General features: G+C 43.0%; 11 protein-coding genes and 1 pseudogene. 4 read left to right on the top strand and 8 right to left on the bottom strand.

Features of this window, described 5'->3' with window-relative positions; translation table 11 throughout:
• Window positions 1-297 precede the first annotated feature (297 nt).
• Window positions 298-1,902 carry a choline dehydrogenase gene (locus tag MMO42_RS12855; RefSeq protein ID WP_241320794.1) on the top strand — a complete coding sequence of 535 codons (1,605 nt, stop codon included), beginning with the start codon at window positions 298-300 and terminating at the stop codon, window positions 1,900-1,902.
• Window positions 1,903-1,926: 24 nt separating this feature from the next.
• On the opposite strand, the pseudogene MMO42_RS12850 reads toward MMO42_RS12855, so the two are convergent.
• A pseudogene (locus MMO42_RS12850) lies at window positions 1,927-2,016 on the bottom strand (NUDIX hydrolase); the annotation flags it as partial.
• A 226-nt stretch (window positions 2,017-2,242) separates the two neighbouring features.
• Between MMO42_RS12850 and MMO42_RS12845 the strand changes: the two are divergent.
• Window positions 2,243-3,418: a zinc-binding dehydrogenase gene (locus MMO42_RS12845; RefSeq protein ID WP_241320793.1), complete on the top strand. Its 1,176-nt coding sequence runs from the start codon at window positions 2,243-2,245 to the stop codon at window positions 3,416-3,418.
• 71 nt (window positions 3,419-3,489) lie between these two features.
• On the opposite strand, the gene MMO42_RS12840 is transcribed toward MMO42_RS12845, so the two are convergent.
• The 4 genes from MMO42_RS12840 to betI form a co-directional block, all read right to left on the bottom strand.
• Complete coding sequence (locus MMO42_RS12840; RefSeq protein ID WP_241320792.1) at window positions 3,490-4,269, bottom strand: TorF family putative porin; 780 nt, start codon at window positions 4,267-4,269, stop codon at window positions 3,490-3,492.
• A gap of 66 nt (window positions 4,270-4,335) precedes the next feature.
• Window positions 4,336-6,030 (bottom strand): choline dehydrogenase, encoded by a 1,695-nt coding sequence (gene betA / locus MMO42_RS12835; RefSeq protein ID WP_005291974.1) that lies wholly within the window; start codon window positions 6,028-6,030, stop codon window positions 4,336-4,338.
• Window positions 6,031-6,120: 90 nt separating this feature from the next.
• Window positions 6,121-7,593, bottom strand: coding sequence for a betaine-aldehyde dehydrogenase (gene betB, locus MMO42_RS12830; RefSeq protein WP_241320791.1), 1,473 nt, complete (start codon window positions 7,591-7,593; stop codon window positions 6,121-6,123).
• Window positions 7,586-8,212 carry a transcriptional regulator BetI gene (gene betI / locus MMO42_RS12825; RefSeq protein WP_005291976.1) on the bottom strand — a complete coding sequence of 209 codons (627 nt, stop codon included), beginning with the start codon at window positions 8,210-8,212 and terminating at the stop codon, window positions 7,586-7,588. The genes betB and betI overlap by 8 nt, the downstream gene beginning before the upstream one ends.
• Before the next feature lie 265 nt (window positions 8,213-8,477).
• Here betI and MMO42_RS12820 point away from each other — a divergent pair, with 265 nt between their 5' ends.
• Window positions 8,478-10,091: a BCCT family transporter gene (locus MMO42_RS12820; RefSeq protein WP_005291977.1), complete on the top strand. Its 1,614-nt coding sequence runs from the start codon at window positions 8,478-8,480 to the stop codon at window positions 10,089-10,091.
• Window positions 10,092-10,208: 117 nt separating this feature from the next.
• Window positions 10,209-12,269, top strand: coding sequence for a choline transporter (locus tag MMO42_RS12815; protein ID WP_241320790.1), 2,061 nt, complete (start codon window positions 10,209-10,211; stop codon window positions 12,267-12,269).
• 52 nt (window positions 12,270-12,321) lie between these two features.
• On the opposite strand, the gene MMO42_RS12810 is transcribed toward MMO42_RS12815, so the two are convergent.
• From MMO42_RS12810 to mqo, 3 genes are all read right to left on the bottom strand, one after another.
• Window positions 12,322-12,777, bottom strand: a complete 456-nt coding sequence (locus tag MMO42_RS12810; protein ID WP_241320789.1) for a hypothetical protein — start codon at window positions 12,775-12,777, stop codon at window positions 12,322-12,324.
• A gap of 42 nt (window positions 12,778-12,819) precedes the next feature.
• Window positions 12,820-14,061, bottom strand: coding sequence for an MFS transporter (locus tag MMO42_RS12805; protein ID WP_241320788.1), 1,242 nt, complete (start codon window positions 14,059-14,061; stop codon window positions 12,820-12,822).
• A gap of 79 nt (window positions 14,062-14,140) precedes the next feature.
• Complete coding sequence (mqo, locus tag MMO42_RS12800) at window positions 14,141-15,781, bottom strand: malate dehydrogenase (quinone) (RefSeq protein ID WP_241320787.1); 1,641 nt, start codon at window positions 15,779-15,781, stop codon at window positions 14,141-14,143.
• Window positions 15,782-15,886 lie beyond the last annotated feature (105 nt).

Below are 15,886 nucleotides of genomic sequence, written 5' to 3'. Positions count from 1 at the left end.
ATCACGATTATATTTATGATTTTCATCTATTTAAAATTATTTTCTTGGTACAAAAACTGCTTAAATATGTATCAAATATCTAAAACTAAAAAAATAGAAGAAAAAGCAAGGTGTTAAGTTTCAATGAAATTGATGATTTATCGCAATTAGCTTGCTTGATTTGGCTATTGCGCTTTGATTGTGATCCAGTTAAGTTGCTTTTATTGATATGAATTGGTTAGACAATTACAACAGTATCTAAACGTGGTGTTCGGCATAATGCTTCCACTTTTTAAAAAGAAAAAACAGAGTATAGAGATGACAGAAACAGCTTTTGATTTTGTAATTATTGGTGGTGGTTCGGCAGGTTCGGTATTGGCTGGGCGATTATCTGAAAATCCAAATATTTCCGTATGTTTATTAGAAGCTGGTGGCGATGGGAACAGTTGGTTGGTCAACACACCAGCTGCGGCAGTGATCAGTATCCCGACTAAAATTAATAACTGGGCTTTAGAAACCATTCCACAAAAAGGCTTGAATGGCCGTAAGGGTTATCAACCGCGTGGTAAATGTTTAGGGGGAAGCTCTGCTGTCAATGCGATGGTCTATATTCGTGGTCACCATAGTGACTATGATCATTGGGCAGCTTTAGGAAATACAGGCTGGTCTTATCATGATGTATTACCCTATTTCATAAAATCAGAGCATAACGAACGTATTCGCAATGAATATCATGGTCAGCATGGACCATTAAATGTTGGAGAGCTACGTTCGGATAATCCTTATCAAAAGACCTTTATTGAGGCGGCAAAGCAGGTCGGTTATCCATTGAATGATGATTTTAATGGGGCTGAACAAGAGGGACTTGGGGTTTATCAGGTTACTCAAAAAAATGGTGAGCGCTGGAGTGCTGCACGAGGTTATTTATTCCCATATTTAGGCACGCGTCCGAATCTACATGTCATCACGCAGGCAATGGTTTCTCGTATTGTGATTGAAAATGGCCGTGCTGTGGGTGTCGAATATAAACATAAAGGTCAGACAACGATTATTCGTGCCAATAAAGAAGTGCTTTTATCTGCTGGTGCGTTCCAGTCTCCACAAGTGTTGATGTTATCAGGGATCGGACCTCGCCAAGAGCTAGAAAAACATGGCATTCCTGTCGTTAAGGATTTAGCGGGTGTTGGTGAAAATCTGCATGACCATCCTGACTTTATTTTTGCGTACAAGACCAAGCAGATGGATGGAACGTTTGGGGTTTCAGTAGGGGGGAGCTTCGATTTAGTGAAGCAGATTGGACGTTATCGTAAAGAACGCCGTGGTTTGATTACGACCAATTATGCAGAATGTGGTGGTTTCTTAAAAAGTCGCCCAGAGCTGGATAAACCTAACCTACAGTTACACTTTGTGATCGCTGTGGTGGATAACCATGCTCGAACCATGCATGTCGGTCATGGCATTTCATGTCATGTTTGTCTGTTGAATCCGCGTGCACGTGGTTCAGTGAAGTTAAGTGGTAAAAATCCGACGGACCCATTATTAATCGACTTTAAATTCCTTGAAGATGAGCAGGATCTTCAAGATATGGTTGATGGCTATAAAGTCACACAAAAATTGATGCAAGCGCCTGCTTTAAGTGAAAAGATTAAAGAAGACATGTTTACTGCCAATGTTCAATCTGACGATGAAATTCGTGAGATTTTACGTCAACGTGTCGATACGGTTTATCATCCAGTGGGGAGTTGTAAAATGGGTGTTGATGAGATGGCAGTGGTCGATCCTGAACTGAAAGTGTATGGTGTTGAAGGGCTGAGAGTCATTGATGCGTCGATTATGCCAACCGTCGTCAATGGTAATACCAATGCACCTGCGATTATGATTGCTGAAAAAGCCGTGGATATGATTCGCCAAACTTGGAAGTGACAAATTAGAGCTAAGGTATTTGCCTTAGCTCTTTTTATTTTTAGCTATATTGCGTGGTGTTTCGAGCATGCGAGGGAAGGTGAAATTATAATCGAGGGCATAGCGGAATAGTTGGTTAGCGTGTTGTGATTGTTGTTCGATAATAAAAAATAGTTTAAGTCTAATGATGACAAATAAATTTGCAGTGCTGACTTTATTGCTTCGATATATTGATCTTTAGGTCATAGTTTTTGACAATTATCCTTGTCAGGATTGAGTCATGTGTTGTTTACTTGATATTCCAGCTGATAAAAGTGCTGAAGGTGAACAATTTGAATAAAACAAAAAAGGAATCCATCCTATGAAATCACTGGTTTGTCAGAACGCTGAGTTGAAACTGGAAGATAGTCTTCAATTGATTCCTGCAAAAGGACAAGTATTACTTGAAGTGGTACGTTGCGGGATTTGTGGTTCAGATTTACATATGCAGCATCACTGTGATCATATGCATGATCTGGCAGCAAGAGTCGGGTTTAATGGGGTTGCCAAATCCTCTGATAAATTAGTTTTCGGCCATGAGTTCTGTGGCAAAGTCTTGGATTATGGTCCAAAAACACGCCGTAAATTGAAAGCGGATACTTTGGTTTGTGCCATGCCATTATTAAATGTTGAATCTCAAGGCTATGCACCAACAGGACTGTCACCCAGTGCTTCAGGGGGGTATGCAGAACAAGTCTTGGTGCAATCTAGCCTAATGTTTGAAGTGCCGAATGGTTTAGACGCAGACAGTGCAGCGTTGACTGAGCCAATGGCTGTTGCTTTACATGCGGTACGTCGTAGTAGAATCAAGAAAAATGAGCCTGCAATCGTGATTGGCTGTGGTCCCGTGGGTTTGGGTGTGATTATTATGCTCAAAGCAGCGGGGGTTAAAACCGTGGTTGCCAGTGATTTTTCACCGAACCGCCGTCGCTTAGCTGAACAATGTGGTGCAGATATATTGATTGATCCTAAACAGCAGTCTCCGTTTAGTAGTTGGAAAGAGCTTGGATTATTAGGCAATGTCTCTGAAGCGATTAATATGGGGATGGGGATTTTTGACAAGGTTCAGACTTACTCATTACCTTGGGTGAATGCCATGCGTGTCGGGGATAAACTCGGGTTATTGCCAAAACGTCCAGTGATTTTTGAGTGCGTGGGTGTGGCAGGGATCATGCAGCAGATTTTGGAAGGTGCACCACTGTTCTCACGTATTGTGGGGGTTGGTGTCTGTATGCAAAGTGACAAGATTGAACCTGCATTGGCGATTAATAAGGAATTGGAAATCCAATATGTATTGGGTTATACACCGCTTGAATTCCGTGACACGCTGCATATGATTGCAGAAGGTAAAGTCGATTGTTCACCATTGATCACGGGTGTGGTCGGTTTGGAAGGCGTGAGTAATGCCTTTGATGCCTTACGTGACCCAGAGCAACATGCCAAAATTTTGATTGATCCAAAACGTGCGGGCTCTGGCATTGAACTGATTAAGTCCTAAATTCTAAAATATTAAAAAGCCGCTTCTATCGAGAGCGGCTTTTTTATTGGGTTTGATTTAGATTCATCTGATTAAAAGGTTTTGGTGAGTGAAAAAGTGAGGGTTGAATCAATTGGATTAGAGACTTTGGCATTGGGATTGCCATTGCTGTATTGTTGATAAAAACCGTCTTTATCCCATGCTTTGCTATAGGTTAAGCTACTCGATAAGTTATATGGCAGCTCTTTATTGACTGAAAAACTGGCGTCTTGAAAACTGGCTGCTGAAAAGTTTTTAATGCGCTGATTGCCATAATGTGCATTCACAGACCAACCTTGAGTGATGGGCTGAAGCCAATTGACATCAAGATAACCTGAACCACGCGAGTGTTTATTATTGCCTGTACCTAGAGTATCGGCGTTATTACCAAAATAATCTTGGGTATAGGTAATCGCATACTTCACGCTGAGTGGCCCATAGCTGATTTCTGGGATAATTTCACCATAATCAAAACGGGTATTGTCTGTGTCGGCGGTGGTTTTTGCACCTGGATAAAAGTAATAAGCCACTTTGGTACCGACAGTCCAATCACCAAAACTACGGCTATAGCCTGTATACACATCCCATTCCACAGACGCGTCACGAATAAAATGATCACTCACCGTCGATGCCCATGTGCCTGCATAAAAACCGCTGCTGTGGTTATAATCCATTCCACCTTGCAAGGCAGGTTTGCCCCAGGTTTGTTGAAAACCACGTGAAACGTATTGGCTGGCAGCGGTAACATTGGCCGAGTAGGGGGAGGTGGTTTCGGTCGCGTGAGTGCTTTGAAAATAAAAAGCCAAAGGTGCAATCAATAATAATTTTTTCATTCTATATTCCCTGAGCGAAGTGACAGCCGAAGCTAAACTTCAGCTGTCACATGTACATCGTGCGCTTTACAGTATTGGACGAAGGGGAGCTTGTCGTACAGGTGCTGTACCCGCTTTGTAATAACCTGCTTCAGAACGTGGCAGCTTTTGTCCACGGATTTTATCGGCAATTTTTTCTGCGATCATAATCGTCGTAGCATTCAAGTTGCCTGTAATGATTAGGGGCATGATTGAGGCGTCGACCACACGTAAGCCTTGTACGCCATGGACTCGACCTTGACCATCCACTACTGCCATATCATCTTCACCCATCTTACAGCTACATGATGGGTGGAAGGCTGTTTCTGCATGCGTACGGACGAATTCATCCAGTTCAGCATCGGTCTGAATATGTTTACCTGGGCTGATTTCTTCACCACGATACGGATCAAGTGCAGGCTGCGCCATGATCTCACGGGTGATACGGATGGCATCACGGAACTCACGCCAGTCCTGTTCGGTTGACATGTAGTTGAACAGGATGCTTGGATGCTCAAACGGATCTTTTGATTTCAGCTGGATACGACCACGCGAAGGCGAACGCATTGAACCAACATGGGCTTGGAAACCATGTTCTTTCACTGCATTACTGCCGTTATAGTTAATCGCGACAGGCAAGAAGTGATATTGGATATTTGGCCAGTCAAACTCTTCTGAACTACGGATAAAACCGCCTGCTTCGAACTGGTTACTTGCACCCACACCTGTGCCGTTGAATAACCACTCTGCGCCAATGGCAGGTTGGTTATACCATTGCAATGCAGGGTAAAGTGAAACAGGTTGTTTACATTGATATTGCAAGTACATTTCCAAGTGGTCTTGCAGATTTTCGCCCACACCTGGTAAGTCATGTACTACATCAATGTCCATCGATTTCAGGAAATTGCTTTCACCCACACCTGAGCGTTGCAGGATTTGTGGTGATGCAATCGCACCTGCACAAAGCAAAACTTCACGTTTGGCTTGCGCTTGTTTCATATTGGCTTTGTCTGCACCAATAATATATTCCACACCGACGGCCTGTTTTTGATTAAACAGAATTCGGTTAGTGGTGGCATGCGTCACGATGGTGAGGTTTGGGCGACCTTTAGCCAGATCGAGATAACCACGGGCAGTACTTGAGCGACGGCCTTTTGGTGTTACGGTACGGTCCATTGGGCCGAAACCTTCCTGTTGATAACCGTTTAAGTCATCTGTACGTGGGTAACCTGCCTGTACGCCTGCTTCAACCATGGCGTGGAACAGCACATTATTGCCATTTTTAGGCGTTGCCACTGAAACAGGGCCTTTATCGCCATGATAGTCATTGCCACCAATATCACGCGTTTCGGCTTTTTTGTAATAAGGTAAACAGTCTGCATAAGTCCAGTCTTCCAGACCTTTCATGGTTGCCCATTGGTCCAGATCCATAGCATTACCACGGATGTAACACATCCCATTAATCAGTGAAGAACCGCCTAAGCCTTTACCACGACCACATTCCATACGGCGATTGTTCATGTGCGGCTCAGGATCGGTTTCATAAGCCCAGTTGTAGCGACGACCTTGTAACGGGAATGCTAACGCGGCTGGCATTTGGGTGCGGAAATCTAAACGGTAGTCGGGACCACCAGCTTCCAATAATAAAACAGTCACGTCTTTGTCTTCAGTCAGACGTGTTGCGAGTACATTTCCGGCTGATCCTGCGCCAATGATAATGTAGTCATATGCTTGAGTATTCATTGTTATCCCTTTTGTATTCTAGAGAGTGCCAGTGCAATCAGGAGATGGCATGGCACATCGGATTAATTTTGAGGGTGAAAGGTGAGGGCATTAGAAAATGCTTTGATACTCGCCTAACTCAACTTGAATAGATTTAATGCGGGTGTAATGACCCAACGTGGTTAAGCCATTTTCACGACCTACACCTGATTGTTTATAGCCACCCACTGGCATTTCGGCAGGAGATTCGCCCCAAGTATTAATCCAGCAAATACCTGCTTCAAGTTGGTGGATAATACGATGTGCTTTGGTGATGTCTTGGGTGACAACACCCGCAGCCAAGCCGAAGTCGGTATCATTGGCACGACGGATCACTTCTTCTTCTGTTTCATAGCTGAGAATGCTCATTACAGGACCGAAGATTTCTTCTTGCACAATGGTCATGTCATCTTGGCAATCACTGAAAACGGTTGGTAGAACATAAGCACCTTTGGCAAGATCACCTTCAGTGGCACGGCCACCACCGATCAGTACTTTTGCACCTTGCTGTTTGCCAGACTCAATGAATGACAATACTTTTTCCATATGCGGGAAGCTGGTGAGTGGACCAAAATTGGTTTGCTCAGCCATTGGATCACCGATACGGATACGTTTCACACGTTCTACAACGGCTGCTTCAAAATCAGCAAGCATTGCCTTAGGTACAAACACGCGCGTACCGTTGGTACAAACCTGACCAGAGCTAAAAAAGTTTGCCATGACTGCAATATCTGCAGCACGGTCAAGGTTGGCGTCATCACAAATGACGAGAGGGGATTTACCACCAAGCTCCATGGTCACTTCTTTCAAAGTTGAACCCGCAGCACTGGCCATTACTTTTTTGCCTGTTTCTACGCCACCAGTGAACGAGATTTTTTCAATCACTGGATGCTCAGTGAGCCATTGACCGATGTCACGACCCGCACCTTGTACCACGTTAAATACGCCGTCTGGCAGACCCGCTTCAGTATAGATTTCAGCAAGTTTAAATGCGGTCAGTGGCGTAGTTTCACTTGGTTTGAAAATCATGGCATTTCCTGCTGCTAGGGCAGGCGCTGATTTCCACATCGCAATTTGAATTGGATAGTTCCAAGCACCGATACCAGCGACCACACCGAGGGGTTCACGACGGGTATAGAAGAAGCTTGATTCGCGTAGCGGTACTTGCTCGCCTTGAATTGCGGTGGCAAGACCTGCATAGTATTCGAGTACATCTGCGCCTGTCACGATATCAACGGTCGATGTTTCGCTATAGGCTTTACCTGTATCGAGTGTTTCGAGTTGGGCAAGTTCATCGTTACGTTCGCGTAAGATATCAACTGCACGACGTAAAATGCGTGAACGCTCCATTGCGGTCATGGCTGCCCAGATTTTCTGGCCTTGTTGTGCGCTTTGAACAGCCGCTTCAATGTCTTGTTGTGAGGCTTGTTGAAGTGTTGCGATCACTTCACCGTTGGCAGGATTGATACTGTTAAATGTTTTGCCACTGGTCGCTGCGACATAACGTCCGTGGATATACAATTGATGAACTTGTGCATCACTCATTCTGTTTCTCCTGCAAAGGCTTGTTCGCAAATTGGATTTGCGTTTTTACATAATCATAAGCAATGGAACGTGCCAGCTGGCTGTCAAACTCATCGTGACTGCTTAAACTGCCGCGTAACCATAATCCGTCAATCAAAGCCGCTAATCCGCGAGCGGCAATGCTTGCCTGTTGTTTATCATCGACCAACATCAGAAAATAATGTTTCAGGTTGGAATACAGGCGTTGATCATTAATTCGTTGTAAACGTCCAAGTTCGGGCAGGTGCATACTGGCAGACCAAAAGTCTAACCAGACCCGCATGGCTTGTTTGTTGACCTGACTGATATCGAAGTTGGAATCAATAATGGCCTTAATTTGGCTTTCTGGATGCGCATCTGCTTCAGCTTTGTATTGGTCAGTCTTTTGACGCAAAACGTTGAGCATTTCTTGCATACAGGTATTGATTAATCCCTGTTTGTCACCGAAATAGTGACTCACAATACCGGTCGATAGTTCGGCCTTTTTTGCAATTTGTGCAATGGTGGTATTAGATAACCCCACTTCAGAAATTACATAAAATGCGGCGCTAATAATCTCTTCACGTCGCACATGCTCTGGTTTTACTCTACGCTTTGTCATGCTTATCCATTTAAAGCCCTGCCAAGGTGCTTTTTATTCAACATTTCTCGATGTAGAGCATCATAACATTTTTTTATCATACTTTTTATTGATTGAACGTTCAATCAATAAAAAGTATAATCTGTAAAAATCAATGAATTTTTGATTGGCAAGAATAGAAGTCACGTAATAAATCAAAGATTCTTATGGATAAGGCGATAAGCATAAATGAACACTTATCACATTATTTTTTAAGAAAAATACACCTATTGCAAGGAGCAAGATCATGGTGTCAGAAAGTAATGAAGGGTCCCCATCTGAACCTATACGTTTAAATTTGTTTGTTTTTTGGAGCTCCGCAATCAGTATCGGCATTTTTGGCCTACTGTTTGTGTTGTTTCCAGAGCGTAGTCAGTTCTGGTTGACTTATATACAAGGGCAGGCGAACCAATTGTTTGGCTGGTACTACATGCTGGTCATTGTGGTTTGTTTAGGTTTTGTAGCGTGGTTAGCTTTTTCTCGGATTGGGCAGATTCCATTAGGCAAAGATGACGATAAACCTGAGTTTGGCTATCTTGCTTGGGTGTCAATGCTGTTTTCTGCAGGCATCGGGATCGCACTGTTATATTACGGTGTTGCTGAACCCGTTGATCATTTCCTTCGACCACCAGAAGGTCAGGGTGGAACGATTCAAGCTGCGCGTGATGCCATGATGTATAGCTTTCTGCATTGGGGCATTCATGGTTGGGTGTTGTATGCCTTACTGGGTGTGACTTTGGGCTATTTCGCCTTCCGTCGAGATTTGCCATTAGCATTACGTTCAGCGCTGTATCCAATCTTTGGTGAGCGAATCTATGGCTTGGTCGGTGATTTTGTCGATGGCTTTGGGATTTTAGCTACAGTCATTTCTTTGGTGACCAATCTCGGCATCGGTGCTTTGGTACTGGTGTCTGGCGTTCATTATCTACTTCCTGAGATTCCCAATAATAATACGACGTTGATTGCCGTGGTCTTGCTGATGATGTCTGTCGCAACCATTACCACCGTGGTTGGGATCGAAAAGGGCTTGGCTTGGTTATCCCGTATTAATTTACGTTTACTCTATGCCTTATTACTATTCGTGTTCCTCACAGGGCCAACCAACCATCTGCTCAATGGTTTGGTGCAGAACGTGGGTGATTATCTTGATCATTTTCTGGCAAAAAGCTTTGATATGTATCTCTACAACAGCAAAGCAGGCGAATGGTTAGGTTCATGGACGGTGTTCTATTGGGCATGGTGGATTGCATGGGCGCCATTTGTAGGGATGTTTATTGCACGTATTTCCAAAGGCCGCACCATTCGTGAAGTTGTGCTCGGCGTATGCCTGATTCCACTGGGTTTTACCTTGGCCTGGATCTCGATTTTTGGCAATACTGCAATTTATTTTATCTTGGAGCAAAAGCAAAAAATCTTGGGTGATTTGGTGTTAACCGATCCTGCTTTGTCCCTATTTAAGCTGCTCGAATTTCTACCTTTCAATCCTTATGTTGCTGGGATTGTTGTTGTGATTTGTTTCGTATTGTTTTTGACCCCTGTGGGTTCTGGTACACTCATGATCGCAAATCTGTCCTCGAAAGGGGGTAGCAATGAAAGTGATTCACCAATTTGGTTGCGAATTTTCTGGTCTGTGGTGATTACCATTGTCAGTATCGGGCTGTTGTTGGCAGGGAGTTTCCACTCCATGCAAAGCGCCGTAGTACTGTGTGGTTTGCCATTCTCCGTTATTATTTTGCTGTATATGTTTGGCCTTGCCAAAGCAGTTAAACAGGATCAATTTTTTAGTCCTACACCACCGCAAGTGATAACGCAGGACACTCAGTCATCACATCACACAACTGAAAAATCAGAAACATTGTAATTCGGGTAAATAACTTTTGTTTTTCATTTTCTATTCAGATATGTCTTTTCATTGATTTAGCGATGGAAAGACGTGGATGAATATTTTCTTTTTCTTCTCTAACTCCCTGAGGATTGTATGGCGACAGATAATCCAAGAGCGGTTGATGATGCTACATTAGCGAATAAAGACCATTTAAATCGTGTGGTCTTTTATGTTTCAGCTCTACTTATTTTAACATTTGCACTTGTTACGATTTTATTTAACGACTTTGCCAATCATTTACTCAATGTGGTACTGGCTTGGGTCAGTGATAAATTCAGCTGGTACTACTTACTAGCTGCGACATTGTATTTAATCTTTGTGGTTTTTATTGCTTGCTCACGTTATGGCGATATCAAACTTGGTCCGAAGCACTCGAAACCTGAGTTCAGCTTACTGAGTTGGTCGGCGATGTTGTTTGCCGCCGGGATCGGAACAGATTTAATGTTCTTCTCCGTTGCAGAGCCTTTATCTCATTATATGAACCCGCCTGTGGGCGAAGGCCAAACCTATGAAGCTGCGCGTCAGGGCATGGTCTGGACACTGTTCCACTATGGCTTAACAGGTTGGGGCATGTATGCCTTGGTCGGGATGGCCTTGGGCTATTTTAGTTATCGCTATAACTTACCTCTCACCATTCGCTCGGCGCTCTATCCAATTTTTGGTAAAAAAATTGATGGTCCAATTGGACATACTGTGGATATTGCCGCTGTCATCGGGACGATTTTTGGTATTGCCACCACTTGTGGTATTGCAGTCGTTCAGATCAACTATGGTCTGCATGTCCTGTTTGATTTACCTGAAAACCTGTGGATTCAGTCGGCGCTGATTTTAGTGGCCGTGATTGTGACCATTATTTCGGTGACTGCGGGTGTCAATAAGGGGATTAAGGTTTTATCCGAAATCAATATTTTTGCCGCGATAGGCTTAATGTTGTTTGTACTGTTTTTGGGCAATACAGGATTTTTGCTCAATGCGTTGGTGCAAAATTTTGGTGACTATATCAGTCGATTCCCAAGTTTGGCTTTAGAAAGTTTTGCCTTTGATCAGCCGAAAGAATGGATGAACAGTTGGACCTTGTTCTTTTGGGCATGGTGGGTGGCTTGGTCACCTTTTGTCGGTCTGTTCCTAGCGCGGATTTCCCGTGGTCGTACCATTCGTGAATTTGTTTGTGGCACCTTAATTATTCCTTTGTTGTTTACCATCACGTGGTTGTCCATTTTCGGAAACAGTGCCTTATATAACGTTATTTTTGAAGGTAATACTGCACTGGCACAAACCGTTCTGACAGATCCTGCACATGGTTTCTATGACTTATTGGCGCAATATCCGTGGTTTGCATTTATTGCAGGCGTGGCAACGATTACAGGTCTGCTGTTCTATGTCACTTCTGCAGATTCAGGTGCATTGGTTTTAGGTAATTTCACCACTAAGTTTTCCAATGTCGATAATGATGCACCACGTTGGTTGCGAGTATTTTGGGCAACAGCAATTGGTTTGCTCACGTTGGCAATGCTGATGGCAAATGGCATTACCGCACTGCAAAGTGCGACTGTGATCATGGGCTTACCCTTTAGTTTTGTGATGCTGTTGGTCATGGCTGGTCTCTACAAATCTTTGCGTCTGGAAGATTATCGTAAGGCGAGTCGTAGTATGAATGCCGCGCCAGTGGTTGGGAATGTGGATATCCTGAACTGGAAGAAGCGTTTAGCCCGTGTGATGCATCACCCTGGTACCAGTGAAACCCAACGGATGCTTGATAGTGTCTGTGAACCAGCAGTGCGTACAGTTGCCGATGAGCTGATTAAACGTGGGATGCATGTTGATGTCACCCAAACGGCATTGGAAGACAATGATGCACTCTATCATCTAGATTTGACCATCTATTTGGAAGAAGAGCATAACTTCGTTTATCAAATCTGGCCTGTACGTTATATCGCGCCAAACTTTAGTGAGCGTGGTAAACGTGGTAAGCAGTTCTACTATCGCTTAGAAACCTTCTTGTATGAGGGTTCGCAGGACAATGATCTGGTTGGATATACTAAAGAACAGGTGATTAATGACATTCTTGATAAGTACGAGCGTCATATGACCTTCTTGCATATCAATCGTATTAGTCCCGGAAATCGTCCTTTGTATCCAGATTCTCAAGATTAGTCTGCTAAGTAATAAAAAACCTCACGTCATGTGAGGTTTTTTATTGGCCTGATTATAAAGCACCGTATTTTTGCCATGTTTCACCCGTTTCATAGGGTTCATAATGGCTTTTAAGTTCATGCAAAGATTGGGTTTGGTAGATCGCAAAAATAATCATGATCAAAAATAGGCTGATCAATTTAATTGCGCGTTTATTCTTATATTCGTCTGAATATAAATAGAAAATACAATAAAAAGCGATCATCAAATAAGTGCAAAACAACGAGTTAAACACCAGATAAATCAGCAAGGCAGCAGTAATCACGAAGGCGATCCGATTTTTTAAAATCGTCGGTCGCAAGCTAAGCACATTCAATATCAAAAGGCCGAATGAGGTCCAGAACAAATAGGCGTGCCCACCGATAATGACAAAATAGGTAGATTGCAGCCACAACAGCACCAGCCATACAAAAACGGAAAAAATAATAAATTTAGAGAGGCCTGAAGACGCGGGCAAAGTATGTTTCATATTACATTGAATTTTAAAATAACTGTTTGTTTAATAGGGAAATTAAAAACGGAAATTAAATAAATCTTTGGTCTTGATCTTTGTTAAAACAACGCAGAGCAAAGACAGTGAACCACCAATCAACATCGCAGGAATCACGCTGAAAAAGCGCGTCATCACGCTCGACTGCAACGCACCAAGCTCATTACTCGACGTGACAAAGATGCCATTAATGGCAGCTACACGTCCAAGCATGTCCTTGGGTGGAATGAGCTGGAGAATCGTTTGACGAATGACAATGTTGATACTGTCACATGCACCCATAATAATGAGAACTGCGACAGAAAAATACAGTTGTCTGGTAACAGCAAACAATAAAGTACATAGACCAAAACCTGTCACGGCAAGCAACATGATCTGCCAAGGTCTGGATTTTGGTGGATAGCGAATTAAAATTATCATCATAATCAATGCGCCAAACGCAGGTGCCGCACGTAATAGGCCAAAACCATCTGCACCGATATGTAAAACATCTTGGGCAAAAATTGGCAAAAGAGCGATGATGCCACCAAAAAAAACGGAGCTCAGATCGAGAAACATGGCCCAAAAGATAATTTTAGTTTTAAAAATAAACTGCAGTGCTTCTTTTAAGCTTTGAGTTATCGACTCGGTTTGGATTTGAGGAAAATCTCGTTTCTGTAGACACCACAGGGCGATACTGCCGCCTAAAAACAGTGCCACGATAACACCAAAGGTAATGTCTAAATCGAGATGAGCGAGCATGAAGCCCGCAATGACCGGTGCAAGAATACCACTGGCTTGCCAGCACATACTGGTCCATGTGGCTGCATTGGTATACAAATGTTCGGGTACCACAAACGGGCGTAAAGAATTAAAACAGGGGCTATATATGCCGCGAATACAGCCAAATAAAAATAGAATGCTAAATGATGAGATTAATAATAAATTTTCATTGATGGTTTGGCTGTGGAAAAGATCAAAACTGATCCACAAAGCGATCGATAAGGGAATGGCAAAACTAAAACTGATCTGCAAAATACGCTGACGATTAAAACGGTCGGCAATATAGCCGCCCCATAAAGAGAGGACGAGAAAGGGTAAAAAATCCATCATCCCGACCAAGCCGAGGATAAGCGGATTCTTGGTGATTTGATACAAATAAAACGCGATGAGCACTTCTTGAATCAGCACCGCAAACGTCAGGCAGCATTGATTGACGGTCAATAACCTAAAGTCACGACTGGCAAATGCAGCGAAAGCAGAATGAGGTACAGCAGAAGACATAAGGCTTAGATTTATAAAATACAAATAAAGAAAAAGGGAAGAGTTGAAACTCCTCCCTTTTTAATCTGCTTAGCGTCGCTTATTGAGCAACAGCTTCAGCTTTAACCACTTTCTTCGCAGGAACTAAGTTTGCAGGAGTCGTATAGTTCAAGCCCAAAGTTGAACTTGAGTACTGACGGATTTGATCTAACAACGCTGGATCTGTTGAAAGGTCTTTTCCATAAGAACGTACGATCTCATGCAATTTGTCATTCCATACACCTTTGGTTTGCTCTGGGAATGCTTTTTCAAGCAAGTTGAGCATGATGTAAGGTGATGTAGACGCACCCGGAGAAGCACCTAGCAATGCCGTTACAGACTTGTCTTTAGATGCAAAGATTTCTGTACCGAATTGCAATTTAGCAGGTTTGCCAGGCTCTTTTTTGATGATCTGAACGCGTTGACCACCCTGTTGTAAATGCCAATCTTTTGGATCAGCTTCAGGGTAGTATTTTTTCAACTCATTGAAACGATCTGCATCAGACATCAATACTTGGCTTACGAGATACTGAACAAGGTCAGCATTTTGTAGACCAATCGCAGCCATAGGCAACACGTTGTTTTTGTTGGTTGATGCAAGCAAATCAAGCTGTGAACCATTTTTCAGGAACTTGTTTGAATAAGTTGCGAATGGGCCAAACAACACATATTTTTTACCGTCGATATAACGTGTATCGATATGTGGTACAGACATTGGAGGCGCACCAAGATCAGCACGACCATACACTTTAGCAGTGTGTTTTGCTGTTACTGCTGGGTTGTCAGTTACAAGGAACTCACCGCCCACAGGGAAGCCTGCGTATTGTTGAGCTTCTGGTAAACCCGTCATTTGCAATAATTTAATTGCAGCACCACCCGCACCAATAAACACAAAACGTGTTTTCACATGATCAACTTTACCAGATTTCAAATCTTTGAAAGCAACAGACCAAGTGTTGTCATCGTTTTTGCTGATACCCGTCACTTCAGTTGAAGTGCTGAGTTTGAAGTTTGGACTCTTTTCAAGGTTGCCAATCAACTGTTTGGTGATTGCACCGTAGTTGACGTCAGAACCTACGTCCATACGAGTTGCAGCCACTTTCTGTTGAGGATCACGACCGTCCATCACCAATGGTGCCCATTGTTGAATTTCAGCTTTGTCTTCACTCAATTTCATGCCAGCGAATAACGGATTTTGGACCATGGCAGCATAACGCTTTTCCATGAAGTTGACGTTATCGCCCCAGACGAAAGCAATATGTGGTACTGGATTAATGAAAGTATTTGGTGTTTCTAAAACACCTTGTTTCACTTGGTATGCCCAGAACTGCTTGGCAATTTCAAACTGACCAGCCACATTTACAGCTTTAGAAATGTCCATTTTACCGTCTTTTTCTTCGGTATAGTTCATTTCCATAAAGCCTGAGTGGCCTGTACCTGCGTTGTTAAAACCGTTTGAACTTTCTTGTGCAACCGCATCAAGACGTTCGTACATACGGATATTCCAGTCAGGCTGTAATTCGTTGAGATAAGTACCTAAAGTGGCACTCATGATCCCGCCGCCGATGAGTACAACATCGACAGTTGGTTCGTTATTGGTGGTTTTAATTGCCTTAGACGCAACTGGTCTAAAAAGAAAGGCAATTGCAATAATAATGAGTACGACGAGTAGTACTAATAAATATTTCCAAAATTTTTTCATTCAATTTACCTTAAAAATTAAATGACGCTCTATATGACAAGCGATATAGAGAGAAAGAATTTAAATGATGATACAGGCGCAATAAAGGCACATCAGTACAGTAAG

Source organism: Acinetobacter sp. ANC 3882 (genome assembly GCF_022549545.1).
Lineage (GTDB): Bacteria > Pseudomonadota > Gammaproteobacteria > Pseudomonadales > Moraxellaceae > Acinetobacter.
Note: the sequence above shows the minus strand (reverse complement) of the source record. Positions and strands in the feature narration are given on the sequence as shown.